The sequence below is a fragment of the Mesorhizobium sp. UC74_2 genome, assembly GCF_042701485.1.
Taxonomy (GTDB): Bacteria; Pseudomonadota; Alphaproteobacteria; order Rhizobiales; family Rhizobiaceae; genus Mesorhizobium.
The window spans coordinates 1,182,043-1,199,269 of record NZ_CP170562.1; the positions used below are offsets into that span (position 1 = coordinate 1,182,043).

General features: G+C 62.3%; 16 protein-coding genes. 8 read left to right on the forward strand and 8 right to left on the reverse strand.

Going from position 1 to position 17,227, the window contains the following annotated elements; genetic code table 11:
* The first annotated feature begins 155 nt into the window (after positions 1–155).
* Positions 156–2,543, forward strand: a complete 2,388-nt coding sequence (locus tag ACFJIU_RS05565) for a tetratricopeptide repeat protein (RefSeq protein WP_379068472.1) — start codon at positions 156–158, stop codon at positions 2,541–2,543.
* Positions 2,544–2,569: 26 nt separating this feature from the next.
* Here the strand turns inward: ACFJIU_RS05565 and ACFJIU_RS05570 are convergent, their stop codons facing one another.
* Positions 2,570–3,028 (reverse strand): Lrp/AsnC family transcriptional regulator, encoded by a 459-nt coding sequence (locus ACFJIU_RS05570; protein WP_379068474.1) that lies wholly within the window; start codon positions 3,026–3,028, stop codon positions 2,570–2,572.
* A 45-nt stretch (positions 3,029–3,073) separates the two neighbouring features.
* Positions 3,074–3,898 carry a LuxR C-terminal-related transcriptional regulator gene (locus ACFJIU_RS05575; protein ID WP_379068477.1) on the reverse strand — a complete coding sequence of 275 codons (825 nt, stop codon included), beginning with the start codon at positions 3,896–3,898 and terminating at the stop codon, positions 3,074–3,076.
* 276 nt (positions 3,899–4,174) lie between these two features.
* Between ACFJIU_RS05575 and ACFJIU_RS05580 the strand changes: the two genes are divergently transcribed.
* Positions 4,175–5,680, forward strand: coding sequence for an amino acid permease (locus ACFJIU_RS05580; protein ID WP_379068479.1), 1,506 nt, complete (start codon positions 4,175–4,177; stop codon positions 5,678–5,680).
* A 46-nt stretch (positions 5,681–5,726) separates the two neighbouring features.
* Positions 5,727–6,494, forward strand: a complete 768-nt coding sequence (locus ACFJIU_RS05585) for an SDR family NAD(P)-dependent oxidoreductase (protein ID WP_379068482.1) — start codon at positions 5,727–5,729, stop codon at positions 6,492–6,494.
* A gap of 5 nt (positions 6,495–6,499) precedes the next feature.
* Here ACFJIU_RS05585 and ACFJIU_RS05590 read toward each other — a convergent pair whose 3' ends face one another.
* Entirely contained in the window at positions 6,500–6,814 is a 315-nt protein-coding gene (locus ACFJIU_RS05590; protein WP_379068485.1) for a DUF2293 domain-containing protein, read from the reverse strand.
* Positions 6,811–7,317 (reverse strand): tRNA (N6-threonylcarbamoyladenosine(37)-N6)-methyltransferase TrmO, encoded by a 507-nt coding sequence (gene tsaA / locus ACFJIU_RS05595; RefSeq protein WP_379068488.1) that lies wholly within the window; start codon positions 7,315–7,317, stop codon positions 6,811–6,813. The genes ACFJIU_RS05590 and tsaA overlap by 4 nt, the downstream gene beginning before the upstream one ends.
* A gap of 120 nt (positions 7,318–7,437) precedes the next feature.
* Between tsaA and ACFJIU_RS05600 the strand changes: the two genes are divergently transcribed.
* Together ACFJIU_RS05600 and metF are read left to right on the forward strand one after the other, a co-directional pair.
* Positions 7,438–8,445 carry an ArsR/SmtB family transcription factor gene (locus ACFJIU_RS05600; protein WP_379068490.1) on the forward strand — a complete coding sequence of 336 codons (1,008 nt, stop codon included), beginning with the start codon at positions 7,438–7,440 and terminating at the stop codon, positions 8,443–8,445.
* Positions 8,445–9,386: a methylenetetrahydrofolate reductase [NAD(P)H] gene (metF, locus tag ACFJIU_RS05605; RefSeq protein ID WP_379068493.1), complete on the forward strand. Its 942-nt coding sequence runs from the start codon at positions 8,445–8,447 to the stop codon at positions 9,384–9,386. The genes ACFJIU_RS05600 and metF overlap by 1 nt, the downstream gene beginning before the upstream one ends.
* Positions 9,387–9,398: 12 nt before the next feature.
* Here the strand turns inward: metF and ACFJIU_RS05610 are convergent, their stop codons facing one another.
* Both ACFJIU_RS05610 and ACFJIU_RS05615 read right to left on the reverse strand, forming a co-directional pair.
* Positions 9,399–10,007, reverse strand: a complete 609-nt coding sequence (locus ACFJIU_RS05610; protein WP_379068496.1) for a YdeI family protein — start codon at positions 10,005–10,007, stop codon at positions 9,399–9,401.
* 511 nt (positions 10,008–10,518) lie between these two features.
* Positions 10,519–11,457 (reverse strand): DMT family transporter, encoded by a 939-nt coding sequence (locus ACFJIU_RS05615; RefSeq protein ID WP_379068499.1) that lies wholly within the window; start codon positions 11,455–11,457, stop codon positions 10,519–10,521.
* 203 nt (positions 11,458–11,660) lie between these two features.
* Here ACFJIU_RS05615 and ACFJIU_RS05620 point away from each other — a divergent pair, with 203 nt between their 5' ends.
* Together ACFJIU_RS05620 and ACFJIU_RS05625 are read left to right on the forward strand one after the other, a co-directional pair.
* On the forward strand, positions 11,661–12,881 hold the full coding sequence (locus ACFJIU_RS05620; protein WP_379068502.1) for an alanine racemase: 1,221 nt from the start codon (positions 11,661–11,663) through the stop codon (positions 12,879–12,881).
* A gap of 11 nt (positions 12,882–12,892) precedes the next feature.
* A complete protein-coding gene (locus ACFJIU_RS05625) occupies positions 12,893–13,240 on the forward strand; it encodes an MliC family protein (protein ID WP_379068505.1) in 348 nt (115 codons plus the stop codon).
* A 103-nt stretch (positions 13,241–13,343) separates the two neighbouring features.
* Here the strand turns inward: ACFJIU_RS05625 and ACFJIU_RS05630 are convergent, their stop codons facing one another.
* Both ACFJIU_RS05630 and ACFJIU_RS05635 read right to left on the reverse strand, forming a co-directional pair.
* Positions 13,344–14,594: a lytic murein transglycosylase gene (locus tag ACFJIU_RS05630; RefSeq protein ID WP_379068508.1), complete on the reverse strand. Its 1,251-nt coding sequence runs from the start codon at positions 14,592–14,594 to the stop codon at positions 13,344–13,346.
* 83 nt (positions 14,595–14,677) lie between these two features.
* Entirely contained in the window at positions 14,678–15,475 is a 798-nt protein-coding gene (locus ACFJIU_RS05635) for a GH25 family lysozyme (protein WP_379068511.1), read from the reverse strand.
* A 313-nt stretch (positions 15,476–15,788) separates the two neighbouring features.
* Here ACFJIU_RS05635 and ACFJIU_RS05640 point away from each other — a divergent pair, with 313 nt between their 5' ends.
* Positions 15,789–17,171: a serine hydrolase domain-containing protein gene (locus ACFJIU_RS05640; RefSeq protein ID WP_379068514.1), complete on the forward strand. Its 1,383-nt coding sequence runs from the start codon at positions 15,789–15,791 to the stop codon at positions 17,169–17,171.
* The last annotated feature ends 56 nt before the right edge of the window (positions 17,172–17,227 follow it).

The following is a 17,227-nucleotide window of genomic DNA, read 5'->3' on the forward strand; positions in this document are numbered from 1 at the left end:
CAGGAAAAGTGTCTGGTGTGTTTCGTCCAAAATTGCGTCACGACCCGGAAATGGAGCGGATGCCGTTTCCATGGGACGGTGAATCGCTCTAGCTGTGTAGCGAACCTGACCGGCTCCGGAGCCGCGATCATTGAAGAGCATGGGAAAAGCCGATCATGAAGAGCGACAGATCCTCACGTGCGTTGAGCGAGATCCTGCGCGATCTCGCTGGTGAGGAGAGCGGGCTGGCGGAAGCATTGCGGCTCGCGGAAGCTCATCTGGCCGGCGAGCCTGGCGATACGGAGATATTGGAATGGCGCATCCGCCTGCTTGAGCAGATGGGGCGCGGCGAAGAGGCCATGACTGCATTCGAGCCATACAAGGCCGCAATCCTTGCCCGGCAGCCTGAAAGCCCGCATCGCTGGCAGGAACTTGGTTTCGCGCTTTATTGGCAGGCAGGGATCTGCCGCGATCTCGGCCGCAGGGAAGAGGCGCGTCGGCTGGTTCTGGAAGCGGTGACCAGGATCGGCAGCTTCGCCGATCACACGGCCTGGATGACGGCCGCGCGATGGTTCTGGGAGGATGGCGAATTCGATGGCGCCGGGCGGCTCTGGTACGACGTCATGTTCAGAAGCAACGCCGACGTGGGCCTGGCCACCGAAATTCTCAAAACCACCACCGCCCTGGGCGACGAGCACAGTCATGACTGGGTATGGCTCGCGCGCATGCGGGCAACGCTGACCGTTCCGGCGCAAAGACGCGAACGCATCGAGGCAATGTTTCGCCGTGTCGAGCACCAGCCCCTGGCCTGGCGCATCAGGGCGAGGGCGCGTGCCATGGCGGATGATCTCGACGGAGCTTCCGTCGATCTCGACCGCTACCTCGAATTCGGTGGCGACCCCAGGGCACAGCTCTGGCGGGCGCAGCTCAACCATCTTATGGGGCGAGCCCATGGTCTGGAGCAGATCGTGTGGAAGCGGACATCCGAGGCGGGCGCGCGCGATTATTATGCGGCAGGCTGCGACGTCGCGGAATTCATCGAGGAGTTACAGCAAGAGGGGGAATATGTCGGCGCCGACGATTTCGCCCGTGCCCGTCGGGTGGAGGCTGAGGTCTACAAGCTTGGCGCGGAGCGCTTCGAACATTATTTCAGGACGGGGGACGGCAACAGCGAGGATGCCGATCCGCACGTCTACGCGATGCTGTGCAACAATCTCGGCTCGTCCTGGGGCATCAACCAGGAACGTTACCTGGAGGGCATAGCCTGGCACGACAAGGGCTGGGCGGTTTCGCCGTTCTGGGAGCAATACAGCAATCGGCTGCGAAACCAGCTCCATGCGCGCCAATGGGCGGGGGTGATCGAATCCTATGACGTCCTGCGCCGGTCCTTCGGCACGAATTGGGGATATGAAAAACGGCTGAATGGCGTCGGCTATGCCTATGATCAGCTCGGACGCCATGGCGACGTAGTCGCTCTCTATGACGAATTCGCCGACTGGTGTTGGGCATTCGAGACAGGCCGGCTCGAGTTCGACGAGGAAGAAAACCAGATCGGACTGGTGCTGCGGGCGGCAAAGGCAGCCGCACACCAGGGGCGCGACGATCTGTTGCGTGACATCACGGAGAGGCTGTTGGCCTCCGATCGCCTGACCCCAAACATGGCGGAGTTTCTCGCCACGGTCTGGACGGATCACGGCGATCAGGCCGAAGCGGAGCGCTGCAGGCAGGCACTCATCCCGCAGGAGCCGCCAGCGATGTCGGATGCAGCCAGGCTTCCTGATCTGGAGACGCTGCAGGGAATTCACGATGGCTTGCTGTTGAATTCGGGCTATGGCGCTCTCACCCTGGCAGCGGAAGATGAGCGAGACTGGCATTTCGTTGTCACGCGCTACCTGGCGCCGGCCAATGGCGATGCCTTTTGTCCCGTCAACATCGAAGCGCAACGCGGACCAGAACCGGGCGGCCGCGCCTGGCAGGTCGGTCAGGTCGAGGAGCGGGCCGGATGGCTGGGGCGCCTCGGTGGCCGCAAGGTCGATCGGCGTGTCCAGCTCACCCGTTCCACAACAGGCTCGCTCGATGCCGATGCACTCCAGAACGCCGACGAAGCAGAGATCGCAGCCTTCTGGCCGCAATTCCTGCAGCGTTACGACAGGGCGGGCAAGATCTGGCAGCAATTGTCCGCCACGATCACCATCGAGCACGTCAGAGCGCTGCTCGCCGAACTCGAGGCTGCCGGTCATGGCTATGGCCAATCGCTGGATCTTGGCATGTGCATGATCCAGCGTTCGTTGATCAACGGCCGTCAGGAGATCAGCCTTTGCTTCGACCGTTTGCGGGATGGCGATCCCGCTCGACCGGGCAAGGCCTGTGACTTCTACTATTACCGCTATCAGATTGCGGGAACTGAAGGGGAACCTGTGCTCTGCTACATGTATCAGGACAAGAACCATCAGGCAGCCCGGGATATCGAGCCCGGTGACCCCGATCTGGCGCTGGCCTCGCTCGATCACTTCCGGCGCATGACGCGCCGTCTGGAGGGGTGGCGCAGACAACGGAACGGTTGATTGCCCAGACTGGCGCGATCTCGCGGCTAGAGCGCGACACGCGGCTCGAACTTCACACGATCGAGCATGATCATGGAGCGGAACTTGCGGATGTTGGGATTGGCGTAGAGCCGCTCCCTGGTGAAGGTCTCGAACGCGGCGACATCGTCTACGATCACGACAACCACGAAATCGGCGTCGCCGGTGACCATGTAGCACTGTGTCACCTCGGGGGCGCTGCGCATCTCGCGCTTGAAAGCGTCGATCAGGTCAAGCCGCTCGGTCTCCAGTTCGATGTTGACCACCGCGGTCAGCGATCGACCGATGGCTCCAGGGTTGACCAGGGCGATATCGGCCATGATGACGCCGTCTTCCCTAAGCCGTCGCACCCTGCGCATGCAGGAGGCGGCGGAGGATGCGACGCGCTGGGCGAGTTCCGCGAAGGACAGGCGGTTGTCCTCCTGAAGTGCGGTCAGGATACGTCGATCTAGGTCATCCAGTGGCATGCGGGGTGTGTCCTTGGCCATTGCTTCCTGGTTGCCGAATGCGGTTCAGCGCTCGCTCAGCAGGTGTTTGATGAACAGGTTGAACAGTTCGGTCTGGCTGGAGATATCGAGCTTGGCGTAGATGTTCTTGCGGTGGATTTTCACCGTGCCTTCGGCGATGCCGAGGATGCGTCCGATCGATATGGATGAATGGCCGCGCAGCACAAGGCTGACGATGGTCTGTTCGCGTCGCGTCAACCGCGACGGCGCGAAGGTGGCGAAGGCGCGCTCGACATCGTCGGCATCATGCGGCTGGCTGGGTTCGGCCGCTAGCTCCGGTGCCAGATGTTCCCAATGCCTGCTGATGAGCATCGTCACCAGCGCCGCGGTCTGCTGCAAGCGTTCGAAGTCGGCGGCCGAGAATGTGACGCTGGAATTCGCCCGCAACAGCGAATAGGCGAGGTAGAAACCGGGCTGCATCGGCGCCAGGAAGACGATCTCTTCGCTGAGAGAGCCGGTCTCCATCGAGATACATGGATGGACGTCCGGGGAATTGTAGTATTCGGCTTCGAAGAAGGCGTCCGGCGCCAGATCTGCCAGCCGATGCAGGCCGTTCGGAGCGCGGCGCAAACAAGCGGAATAAACAGCGTCGAGCAGGTAGGTGCCGTCGAGATAGTTGCGCATGATCTGCTGCGAGGAGACCTCGCCCAGCCCGTCATGGAGCAGGTGAGGGCGATCTCGCCCCGGATAGGCGAAGATGCACGACAGATCGAAGGGCGCAACGGCGCGCAACGCAGCGTCCAGCCGCTGGGTGAAACCCGGCTTGCCGAGATGCGCCACCAGTTCCGGCGTCGCGGCATGCCAGGCCGCGAGCGCTGTCTGATCGTTCATTGCCACTTCCTGTGTGACGGATGGTGAGCCTGCATCGTCCAGTCCCGTCTGAAATGCGTTCGTTGCGCTGTCCAAACCGCTAGCCGAGTCGCGAGGGGTGACTTTACCGACGATCGGACGAACTTCGAAATCACGACACCTTCTATCCCTCAAGCCATATCCCTTTGGGGATATTCCGCCGCATGCACGGCGCTGAAACTATGCCGGATAACCATGGGAGGGCCAGCATCGATCGACAGCGATCGGTGGCGACCCTCTTTGAAGGAGGGGACAGGGATGAGCAGGAATTCGGCCGGCCGGACAGCCGGCGTCACATATCAGAGAGTAGACCAGAGCTATTTCGAGCAACGGCAGCTGCAACGGCATGCCGGTCTGTTCTCGCTATGGATGATGGGCGTCGGCGCCGTCATTGCCGGTGAATATTCGGGCTGGAACATCGGCTTCTCGCAAGGCGGCTTCGGCGGCCTGCTGCTGGCGGCGCTGATCATCGGCTTCATGTATATCTGCCTGTGCTGCTCCATCGGCGAGATGAGCGCGGCGCTGCCGCACACCGGCGGGGCTTATTCCTTTTCGCGCACGGCGCTGGGGCCGTGGGGCGGATTCACCACCGGTCTCGCCGAGAACATCGAGTTCGTGTTGGCGCCGGCCGCCAACATGTTTTTCATGAGTTCCTATCTCGCCGCCATATTCGGCACGCCGGAAAGCGTCCTGCCGCTGTGGTGGGTCGGCGGCTATGTGGTGATGCTGGGCCTGTCGCTGCGCGGTCTCGAGCTTTCGATGCGGGTCGTCATCTACATCACCGTCGCGGCGATCGTGGTGCTTCTGTTCTTCTTCGTGGTGGCAATCCCGCATCTGGACTTCACCCGCTATGCCCTGAACATCGCGGCCGGCCCGCAGGGGGCGACGCTGCTGCCGGAGGGCAATGGCGAATGGCTGCCCTTCGGCTTCACCGGCGTGATGCTGTCCCTGCCTTTCGCGGTCTACATGTTCCTCGCCGTCGAACAGCTGCCGCTCACCGCCGAAGAGGCAAAGAACCCGACACGCGACATGCCTCGGGCGCTGATCCTGTCGATCCTGACCCTGGCGGCGCTGGCGCTCGGCGTGCTGTTCTTCAGCGCTTCCATCCCGCAGGGTGCTCATGCCATGGGCTCATCCGGCGAACCGCTGCTCGACGGCTTCCGGACCATCTTCGGTGACGGCTGGGCGAAGCTGCTGGCTTCGGTCGCGGTTCTGGGCCTTGCCGCTTCCTTCTTCGCCGGCTCCTTTGCCTCCGGCCGCAACATTTATTCGCTGTCGCGTGCCGGCTACCTGCCGACGGCGCTGTCGGTGACCAATGCCCGCACCAAGACGCCCAACGTCGCGCTTGCCGCCGGCTCGGCGCTCGCGCTGTTCATGCTGCTGCTTGTGTGGTTCCTGGGCGGCCGGCACAATGTCGCTTTCATGGGCGGGTTCCTGGTCTCGATGATCGTGTTTGCCGGCATGGTGTCCTATGTGATGCAGAGCATTGCCTTCCTGAGGCTGCGCAAGCTCCATGCCGCGATCGAGCGGCCCTTCGTCAGCCCGTTCGGCCGTTTCGGCGCCTACGCGACGATCCTGATCTGCCTGATCACGCTGGGCTATCAGTTTTTCGATCCGCTCTATCGCTGGGCGGCCATCGCGGCTGCCGTCTGGTATGCGATCGGGCTCGCCTATTTCGGCTTCTATCGCCGGCATCGCCTGGTGCTGTCGCCCGAGGAGGAGTTTGCCGTATCGGGCGGCATGCGCGGTCATCCGGCCGAGTGAGAGCCGCGGCAGGCCGGTGAACAAAGACAACAGCAAGGACAAGAGCATGACTGGAAGATTGCAAGGCAAGGTCGCGATCGTCTCGGGCGGGGCGACCGGCATGGGCGGGGCTGCGTCGAAGCTGTTCGCGGCGGAGGGGGCGAGGGTGGCGATCGTCGACCGCAACGCGGAAGCGTCGGCGGCGACCGTTGCCGAAATCGAGGCCGCCGGCGGCAAGGCTGCCTGTTTCGTTGCCGATGTTTCGGACGAAGCCGAGGTCGCGGCGGCCGTGAAGGCTGCCGCCGAGACCTTCGGACCGGCCACTGTGCTGTTCAATCACGCCGGTACCATCGTCATCAAGCCGTTCCTGGAAACCACGGTGACGGAGTGGGACTGGCTGCACGCGGTCAACGTGCGGTCGATGTTCCTGATGACGCGCGCCGTGCTGCCGGGCATGATCGCCGCCGGCGGCGGTTCGATCGTCTGCACCTCGTCGATCTCGGCGGTGGCAGCAACGCCGATGGAGGTGCTCTACGACACCACCAAGGGCGCCTGCCACATGTTCGCGCGGGCGATTGCCGTCGAATTTCGCGACAGAAATATCCGCTGCAACGCGGTTTGCCCGGGCTTTATCCGCACGCCGCACGGCTTGCGCGAAGTGGCGGAGCTGCAGAGCCACGGCGTCGACGTTTCGGAGGCGGCGATCGCCGCGCAGCAGGGACGCATCGGCGAACCGGAGGAGGTGGCCAAGGCCGCGCTGTTCCTGGCCAGCGACGAATCGAGCTTCGTCAACGGCGCGCATCTGTTCGTCGACAATGCCTTCACGGCGATCTGACTCGGCTACTCTTCGTCGTCGTCAGGATCGAACAAGCGCGTGGCACGCCAGCGTGTCAGTACCTCGTTGGTCTGGTCGACGACGAAGAAACGCGCCGAGTCGCGATCATATCCTTCCGACAGCAGCTTTTCGTAGTCGGTGTGCTGGTGGCGAACATGGGCGATGGTGGCCAGCCATACCGCTATGCCCGGTGGCAGCGTTTTCATGTGCACCGCGCCGGCATCGGTGCGGATGCGCTCCATGTCGGCATAGGGCGCAAGCGGCAGAAGCGCTGTGAGCGCCTTGGCGATGGCGCGGCGGCGGGCGGTTGGTGCGTTCATCTGTCGTTTCGATCCGGCATGAGCGCATCGGCCAGAACATCGACCGACGGGAAATAGGGCTTGATGTCGATGATCGGCGTGCCATCGAGCGCGTCGATTGCATCGAGTTCGATCCGCCCGGTTTCGATGTCGAATGAAAGCAACCCCGCCGAATGCAGGCCGACGGGGTTCGGCCGGGCAGGTGATCGCAACGCAAAAACACCTTTGGCTTCAGTTGCATGGCGCGGTTTCTGCACAATCAGATTCCGCGGTGCGTGATGCATCCAGGTCAGCACGTGGATGTGGGTGACACGTTCCAGTCCTGCCAGGCCCGGGCGGTAAGGTTCATCGATGAGAAGCGAGGCGGCCTGACCGCTCTCACGCGCGGCGCGCATGTTCCTGGGGCAGTTCTCACGCTCGACCCAGGGCGACAGGACACGGCCGATGAACACCACGTGGCCATCCGGTGGCTGTCCGGCCGGATCCTGCTCCAGCAACTCCTCGCCGCCACGCCTCTCGAACATCGATCGTTTCTCCGCGCAAAAGGGCTGCGCCATTTTCTGTTCGCCGAACGACATTCTCAATTGCGCCGCGTTCGAATTTGACATAAACATATGTTTATATCTTTTCGAGGAATGCCGCTCATGCATGTCGCGCTCGACACGATGGTAGATACATTGAAGGCTGCCGCCGAATCCAGCCGGCTTCGGATTCTTGCGCTGCTGGCGAGGGGCGACCTGACGGTCTCGGATCTGACCGAGATCCTCGGCCAGTCGCAACCACGTGTTTCGCGCCATCTCAAGCTGCTTCTGGAGGCCGGCCTCATCGGCCGCTACCAGGAAGGCTCCTGGGCGTTCTTCCGTCTCGCGGATCTCGACAATGCGCGCGATTTCGTGCTGCGGCTGATTTCCGGCATCCGCGCCGACGATCCGCAGATCGAGCGCGATCTCGAGCGGCTGGCGACGGTGAAGCGCAAGCGTCAGGACCGCGCTGCCGAGTATTTCTCGACCAATGCGGCAAGCTGGGACGAGATCCGTTCGCTGCATGTGCCGGAACGCGCGGTTGAAGCCGCGCTCATCAAGCTGGTCGGCAAGCGGCCGTTCCAGTCCATGCTCGACCTTGGCACCGGCACGGGCCGCCTGCTCGAGATCTTTGCGCCGCTCTATCGGCGTGGCGTCGGCATCGACATGTCGCGCGAAATGCTGGCGGTGGCTCGCGCCAATCTCGACCAGGCGGGTATAGCCCACGCACAGGTCCGGCAAGGCGACATCTTCTCGCCGCCGGTCGAGCGCGATTCCTTTGACCTGATCACCATTCACCAGGTGCTGCACTATCTCGACGATCCCGCGCCCGCTATCCGAGCCGCTGCGCGGCTGCTGCGTCCCTCCGGTCGGCTGATCATCGTCGATTTCGCCGCGCACACGCTGGAGTTCCTGCGCGACGAACATGCGCATCAGCGCCTCGGCTTTTCCGACAGGCAGATCGCCGACTGGTTTGCCGAGGTGGGGCTCGATCTTGAGGAAAGCCAGGATTTCGAACCGCGCGGCGGCTCTGACGCCAAGCTTACCGTCAAGTTGTGGCTTGGCCGCGACCGCCGTCTGCTGATCGCCGATCCGGCTCCTGAAACTCAACCCGCGCGGGAAGTTGCCTGATGAACCAGTTCCGTTTTTCCCGCCGTCCCGACATCGGCGACAAGGTCAGGGTATCGTTCGAGTTCTTTCCACCGAAGACCGACGAGATGGAGGCTCGCCTGTGGGAGACGGTGAAACGGCTGGAGCCGTTGAGGCCAAACTTTGTTTCCGTCACCTATGGCGCCGGTGGCTCCACGCGCGAGCGCACGGCGCGCACCGTACGACGCATCCTCAATGAAACGAGCATTCCCGCGGCGGCGCATCTGACCTGCGTGGGGGCGACGCGCGAGGAAGTGGATGCCGTAATCCGTGACTATTTCGCCACCGGCATCAAGCGCTTCGTGGCGTTGCGCGGTGATCCGGCCTCCGGTGTCGGGCAGGCCTACACGCCGCATCCTGGCGGCTACCAGAACGGCGCCGAATTGGTGGCCGGTCTGAAGACCATCGCCGACTTCGATATCTCCGTTGCCGCCTATCCGGAAAAGCACCCTGAGAGCCCGGATTTCGCCACCGATATCGAGATGCTGAAGCGCAAGGTGGACAACGGCGCGAAGCGTGCGATCACGCAGTTCTTCTTCGACAACGACCTCTATGAACGTTACGTCGAGCGGGTACGCCGCGCCGGCATCTACATTCCGATCGTGCCGGGCATCCAGCCGGTGCACAATTTCCGTCAGGTGGCGAACTTTGCCTCGCGCGCCGGTGCGCATGTGCCGGCCTGGCTGGCCGAACGTTTCGAGGGCTTGGACAACGATCCGCAGACGCACATGCTTGTCGCGTCGGCAGTAGCGGCGGAACAGGTGCTCGATCTCGTCGAGCGCGGTGTTGGCGATTTTCATTTCTACACGATGAACCGTGCCGACCTCGTCTTCGCCATCTGCCACATGATTGGTATCCGCGCGCAGCAGACGGCACCGGAACTACCGGAAAATCAGCCAAAGGCGGGTTCGGCGGCAGCATGAGCAAGCGGTTGGCTAGTCGTCCGCAGGCATCCTGCTGACGCTCGCATTGCTCTCGGCCAGCGCGATCGTCTGCTCGATGCGGCGGCGGCGCGCCTCCGGCTGTCCTGCCTTGTCGATCCAATTCAGGATAAGCGCTCTGGAAGGTGAGGGCAGTCGCTCGAAATTGCGATAGGCGATGCGGTTCTCGTCGAATTCCCGCTGCAGATCGGCCGGCAGGTCTATCTGTCTCGCGCTCAGGGGCGCTTCCCAGGTGCCTGCGCTTCTGGCGCGCCGGATAGCAGCCAGGCCTGCGTCGCGCATACGGCCATGGTCGATCAGTTTCTCGGCGCGCTCCCGGTTGATGCGGTCCCATACGCTGTTGGCCGAACGGGGCCGGAAGGTGAGGTAGAAGCTGTCGCCGTCACGCTTGGTTGCGCGCCCGTCTGCCCAGCCGTAGCAGAGCGCGTCTTCGATCGCCTCATGGAAATGAACACCGGCTGCTTCGCTGGTCTTGTGGTGAATGACCAGCCGTGCGCCGTTTACCGTGCCGCCATTTTTCTCAAGCCAGTTCCGCCACTCGCCACGGCTGGCAAGGGAGAGAGTCTGTACGCCGTTTCGGACACTGGATTCGTCGATCCGCATCGCTCGCCATCCTGATCCCGGTCCCGAGACGACTATAGAGGGGCGGCGACGCCAATGCAAAAGTCCAGAATGGAAAAAGGCCGGGTTTCCCCGGCCTTTTCAATGGTTTGAACTATATGGTGCTGCCTTCCCCCGCTGCTGCGGCCTTATGGAAGAACGCCAACAATGAGGGCGCCTATGAATGCAAATGCAGCACAAATCATCAGTGCATTGAGTGGCCTTGTTAGTCCCATGACATAGCCTCCTCTTTGGAAAACTATGTACCGAGTCTAGAAGCATTTCGGTCACACACAAGGAGAAAATGTGCTGCAATGCGACAGGGCTGTAGAAATTTCGACCTCTATTTTGCCGCTGTGCCTTGAATTCCTTGATGAAATGCAGGCGTGGCCGCTGTGTATAAATTGTGGCTGAAAGGTGTCAGAAGACCGCTTGGAGGGAGACGATTCCGAGCCGGAGAGGACAGGTCGCTGCACTGCGAAACCGGTCGGCCGAAACTCTGCCTCCCGTCCCATCAACTCTTCAAAACGGTCTGTCGCCGGCGGGCGAAGAGACGTCCGTCGATGGTGACCAGCCCCAACCCGATCAGGAGCATGCCGAAGAGCTCGAATGTCTCGATATGCTCGCCGAGGAACGCAATCCCAAGCAGGATGGCGCTGACCGGTACGATCAGCGTCACCAGAGAGGCATTGGTAGCGCCGGCTGAGGCGACCAGGTTGAAATAGAGTATGTAGGCGAAGGCGGTCGAGAGCAGCGCCAATCCGAACACCGCAGCCCAGACGGGGATGCCGGCCGAGAAGAGACCGGTACCGCCGGTGGTCAGAAGAATGACCGGGATCATGATGATGGTCGAGGCTGTCAATTGGCCGGTTGCCAGCACGGGAGGCGGTACACTCTTCAGCTTTCGGGCGACCATCAGCGCAAAGGCATAGGACAGCGAAGCTCCGATCAGTGCGAATTTAGGCCATACCGGCCCGCCGAGGCCGGCAAACACGCCCGGACCAACCATCACTGCGGTGCCGGCAATACCGAGGCCGATGCCCGCGAGCTTGTTCAAGGACAGTTTCTCGTCGGTGGTCATGGCATTGGCAACGATCAGTGTCCAGAACGGCGTCGTTGCGTTCAGCACCGATGCAATGCCCGCGCCGAGTTCGGTCTGGCCGGCGAAAATCAGTGAGAAGGGGATGACGTTGTTGGTGAGCGCCAGCAGAAAGAACAGGCCGACATGCGGCAAGGCCAGTTTGAACGAGGGGCCTCGCAGCAGGAGATAAACATGCAGCGCGGCCGCAGCGATCGCGACACGAAACAGCACGAGCACCAGAGGGTGCATTTCTGCCACCGCAACGCGCGCGAAGAAGAAGGAGCCGCCCCAGATCGCGCCGAGCAGCAGTAGCTGGCCCCAATCCTTGAGGCTCATCGGGCCGGTCTGGACGGTTTGGGTAGTGGTGCTCATAGCGTTCGTGCCCCTCGAGTGCTGCTTTGCAGCGCCACGAGACTAGCCGCTTGCTGGCAGAGCGCCACCCGAATCCTGCCGGTGCCGCAGAAGCTCCTGACAACGGCGCCGGTCGGTTCCCCGGCGAAACGAATGGACACGTTCCTGTTTTCTTTCCCGGCTAGTGAGGTTTAAGTGCGCATACCGAGAAAGGGATTCGCCTCATGCAGCGATTCGAAAATGCCCGCGAGGCAGCTCTCGCCCTTCGCCCCGACGATCCGGTCTACTGCTTCCGCCCGCAGGTGCTGAAAGCCGACGCCCGCCAGTTCATGGACATGTTTCCGGGCAAGACCGCCTACGCGGTGAAGACCAACGGGGAGCAGATCGTCCTGAAGACGCTTGCCGAGGCCGGCGTCACCGCCTTCGATGTGGCTTCGCCCGGCGAATTCGCCGCCGTGCGTGCCGTCTCGTCGGATGCGGAAATGCTATACATGCATCCGATCAAGGCACAGTCGGACATCAAACTGGCGCTGGAAAAATACGGCATCCGCGTCGTCGCAGTCGATCATGAGGACGAAATCACCAAGCTGACGCGCGTGGTGCGCGCGCTCGACATCGATCCCGGTGCTATCACCGTTTTCGTGCGCGTGCAGACCAAGGGCCATGCTGCCTATGAGCTGTCCAAGAAGTTCGGCGCCGGCCCGGCCAATGCGGTGGAACTGGCGGAGCGGCTGGCACGCACCGGCTACAAGGTCGGACTGTGTTTCCATGTCGGCAGCCAGATCGAGGATCCCGACACCTATGAGCGGGCGCTTGCCTCTGCGGACTGGGTACGAAACCGGCTTTCCTTTGATCTTGCAGGCCTCGATGTCGGCGGGGGTTTCCCGGCCGAGTACGGCCACGATCCCAATCGCAAGCATGTCGAAATGCCGTCGCTCGGCCAGATCATGTCCAGGCTTTCCGGCGATCTCAAGGAATACGGCTTCGACCAGATGCCGCTCGTGGCGGAGCCTGGGCGTGTGGTCGTGGCGCGCTGCCTCTCGCTGATCGTGCGTGTGCTCCTGCGCAAGGGCAGGCGGCTCTACATCAACGACGGCATCTGGGCTTCGTTGTCGGATTCATGGACCGGCAAGATCACCTTGCCGGCGCGCTTCATTCCCGATCCGGCGATTCGTTCGCGCAATGGCTCGGAGAAGAACATCGTGCCGTTCAAGGTCTGCGGGGCAACCTGCGATTCCGTCGATATCCTGTCGCGTCCGTTCTGGCTGCCGGAAACGGTGGACACGGGCGACTGGATCGAAATCGGCCACATCGGAGCCTATTCACTGTCGCTCAGGACCCGCTTCAACGGTTTCTACCCTGACACCTTCGTGGAGGTGACGACGCCTTTCGACGAAGGCGATGCACCACAGGGGTTTGCCAGCCTAGAGACCATGGCCGATTGAGGAGAACGATCGTGAAGGATGCCGTATTGCTTGGCAGCGCATTGCTGGCGATGACCGTGACAGCCTCGGCGACCATCGTGACGCTCAAGCTGCCCGGGAAGGAGAAACCGCAGACGACCAGCGTGGCGTATGCCTGCCCGGGCCAGAAAGTGGCCGTTACCTACATCAACACCAGCGCCAATCAGTTCGCCGTGCTGGATCTCGGCAAATCCACCATCGTCGCCGTGTCCGTCATCAGCGGCTCCGGCGCACGCTATGTCGGGCAGCAATATGAATGGTGGACCAAAGGCAACGAGGCCACTTTTACGGACCTTATGCAAAGTCCGCAAAAGCCGGTTACCTGCAAGCAGATCAAGTAGAGCATTTTGCAACACCAAGTGGAATCACCTGGTGTTGCAAAATGCAACGAAAACTAAAACTTAGAGCGTTTCCGCGTTTCCGTGAAAAACGGAAACGCTCTGGTTAAGACGAAAGCTTCCCAAGCAGTTCCGGTGTTGGCCAGCCGTCGGCGGGGATGCCGAGCCGGATCTGTTCCTTGCGCACGGCGTCGCGGGTGTTGGTGCCGAGGATGCCGTCGACCTTGCCGACATCGTAACCCCTGGCTTCCAGCTTGGTCTGCAATTCCTTCATCTGTTCCAGGCTGAGGCCGGGTTCGGCATTGCGTGGATCGTAGGCCGGCGCGCCGGCAAAACGGGTCGCCATCACGGCGGCGGTGAGCGCATAGGTGAAGGACTGGTTCCACTCGATATAGACATCGAAATTGTCATAGGTCAGGAAAGCCGGACCCTTGCGGCCCATGGGCAGCGCCAGGCCCGCCTTCAGGCCGTTATCGGCGAGCGGCGAGCCGTCCGGATTGGTCACGCCCCACTGGTTCCACTGGCTGATCGGCATCTTGTTGGTGCGCGCGGTCTGCTCCCAGGGCAAGCTGTCGGGCACACGGACTTCCTGAACCCAGGGCTGGTCGCGTTTCCAGCCCTTGATTTCGAGTTTCTTGGCGGTGGTCATGATGACATCGGGCGCGCTGTTGCGCAGGTCGACCTTGCCATCATTGTCGCCGTCGACGCTGTCTTCCAGGTAGTCGATCGGCAGCATCTGCGTCTGGCCGATCTCGCCGGCCCACGCACCCTTGACGTCCGCGGGCAGGTCGCCGCGATCGATCAACTTGAGCAGCGGTATGATCTGACGACGGAACACCGCGGGGCGGCGACAATCGTTCGAAAGTGTGACGAGAGCATTGAGGGTGTTGAAATCGCCCTGGACCGCGCCGAAGTCGGTTTCCAGCGCCCAGAAAGCGGTGACGATGGCTGGCTGAACGCCGAATTCCTGCTGGGCGCGGGCGAACACCGAACCGTATTTCTGCAGCATGGCATTGCCCTGCTTCAGCCGGTAGGCCGAGATCATGCGACCGGAAAACTGGGTGAACGTCTGTGAGAATACGCCTTGAGCGCGGTCGCGGGCGAGTACCCGGGTGTCGAAAGTCGCGTCTTCGAGCGCGTCCAGGCCGGTTTCACCAACACCTGCCGCCTTGGCCTCCTCGGCGACGCCCTGCTTCCAGGTTTCGAAGTCACCGCCGCACGGAGCAGCGGTCGGATCCAGCTTCTGGCCTGCCGTCGGAGCAGGCAATTGGTCTGAGGGCGCGGATTGCTGCGCCATGGCGGTGGTCGCTGCCATTACCGGCAGCAGCGCCGCGATGAGGCTGGAGCGCAGTCGCATGGTCTTCCTTTCGGACTGATTTCGTGGCGCGGTACATGAGACCGGCGAAAGTCAGCCCCGAAAAGCAGGCTGTGGCCGCCCTGTCAACGGGTGTTCTGCCGCAGCCACTTGTTCCAGGCGGCCTCGGAGCCGTTGAAGACGTTGATGTCGGCGTCGCCTTTCATGCCGGGAATGACACCGGTTCCGGTGTATTGCCAGAAGGTGAAGGGGTGGCTGCCATATTTCTGAGTCGGGTGGCCGGCCACCGAGCGCAGCCAGTAAGGATAGCCGCGGAAGGTCGATAGGTCGTTGTCGTCGAAGAAATCGACGGATGTATAGATGATCGGCTTCTTGCCGTAGTGCTTCTCGACCATCTCCAGGAAAATGCGCATTTCCGAACGCACTGTCTCTGCCGGAGGCCTGAGCTTGCAGGTGGGCGACTGCGGGTTCCATTCCATGTCGAGCACCGGCGGCATGGAGGAGCGTTCATTCGGTACGTTTTCGATGAACCAGCGGGCCTGTTCCGCGGCCGGCCGACAGAAATAGTAGAAATGGTAGGCGGCCCGCGGCACGCCTGCCGCCTTGGTGCCACGCCAGTGGTCGGCGAACATGTCGTCGACGCGGTCGCCGCCCTCGGTCGCCTTGATGAAGGCGAAGGAAACGCCGCTTGCCCTGGCCTTGGGCCAATCCACCGAGGTCTGGTACTTGGATACGTCGGTCCCGTGCACGGCGTAATTCCAAGGCGCGCCGCTGTCCCATTCATGGGGTTTGGAATCGGCGAAACGCGGTGCGCGCAAGGCAACGGACGAGCCACTGGGACCGGGCGACACCGGAGCAAGCGCGTCGACGGTCGAGCAGGCGGAAAGGGCAGTGAAACAAAGCAGGATCGCGAGACGACGCATCCGAAATTCAGGTCCAGACCGGTGGCCGCCGGTCGCGGATGGGTCGTTCTGTCCGGTTGTTAGCCGGTTGCGGTGCCCCCCACTTGCCGCCACGCCTCTCCACTCAATCACCCAACATGGTTGATAATCGGTTGATGCGGGCGAATACGCAAGGATCGTGATGGCCCAGGCTGGCCGGTTGGGCAACTGCGGAAGAGCGGGCTCACGGTTCTGTGAATGCAAGCCAAGATGTTGGCATCCAAACATCTCCAGTTGCAGCGTGGCGGGCAATCGCGGCAGATTGGGTTCGTGAAATGCGGTTGGGAGGCTGTGCATGCGCGTCGTCGGCAAAATCCTGAAATGGCTGCTGGGGCTGATCGTTGTTGCCGTGGTCGGCGTGGCGATCTGGTTGTGGACGGCTCCGCCGGCGCTGATACGCATTGCCGCCAACTACACCGCCAAGATCGTGTGCTCGAACGTTTACCTGGCCGACCGGGACGCCCAGCAGGTGCTGGCGGTGGATGTGCAGGCTCCGGGCCATCCGATCCTGAAGCTGATGATGCTCGATGTCGACAAGGATGCGGGCACGGTGAGTGCGGGTCTGCTGGGTGTCTTCGGCAAGGGCACGGCGGTGCTGCGGCCTGGGCTCGGCTGCGCCAATGTGCCGGACGGCAACATGACCGCGGCCAAGGCGATCTCGACCGACGTTTCGGTCCCGCCGGCGGTGCCGGATGCGCTGTGGCCGGAGGGCAGTCGTGTCGAACCCTCCCAGAACCCGGAAGTTACCAGGATACTCGATGACGCTTCACTGACCGGCCCCGGTATGCGGGCCGTCGTGGTGGCGCAGAATGGCCGCATCGTGGGCGAGCGATACGGAGCCGGTTTCTCGGACAAGACACCACTGCTCGGCTGGTCGATGACCAAGTCGGTCAATGCCGCCATCGTGGGTACCCTGGTCAAGGAGGGCAAGCTTGCCATTACAGATCAGGGTCTGTTTCCCGACTGGAAGGCTGACAAGCGCGCTGCCATCACGCTGGCCGACATGATGGCGATGTCGAGCGGTCTTGAGTTCAACGAGGATTATGGCGACGTCACCGATGTCACCCGCATGCTCTATCAGGAACCGGACATGTCGGCTTTCGCCTCGGCCAAGCCGCTGACGGGCGAACCCGGCAAAGCCTATTCCTACTCCAGCGGCACGGCGGTGATGCTGTCGCGTCTGTGGCAGAACACCTTCACCGATCCCAAGCAGGCGCTGGCCTGGCCGCGGCTCAAGCTGTTTGGACCGATCGGCATGACCAGCGCGATCATGGAGACCGACGAACACGGCACTTTCGTCGGCTCGTCCTACCTGTACGCCACCGCGCGCGACTGGGCGCGTTTTGGCCAGTTCCTGCTGCAGGACGGCACATGGGACGGACAGGAAATCCTTCCCGCCGGCTTCGTGGCCTGGATGCGCGAACCTGCACCGGCGTCCGACAGGGTCTATACGCGTGGGCAGTTGTGGATCGAGGCTCCGGGTAATGAACACGAACCCGGCGCCACGGCAAAGGCTGGGGTGCCGGCCGATGCCTATTGGCTGGAAGGCCATGACGGCCAAACGGTCGCCGTCATCCCCTCGCAGAAGCTGGTCATCGTGCGGCTGGGGCTGACGCCGTTCAAGCTCGGATATCGTCCGCAAAATCTGGCCGCTGCCTTGGCAAAGGCGCTGAAATAGCAGGATCAGCGCAATTCCGGCAAAAGCGCGTAGCGTTTGCGTTAAAGTGGAAACGC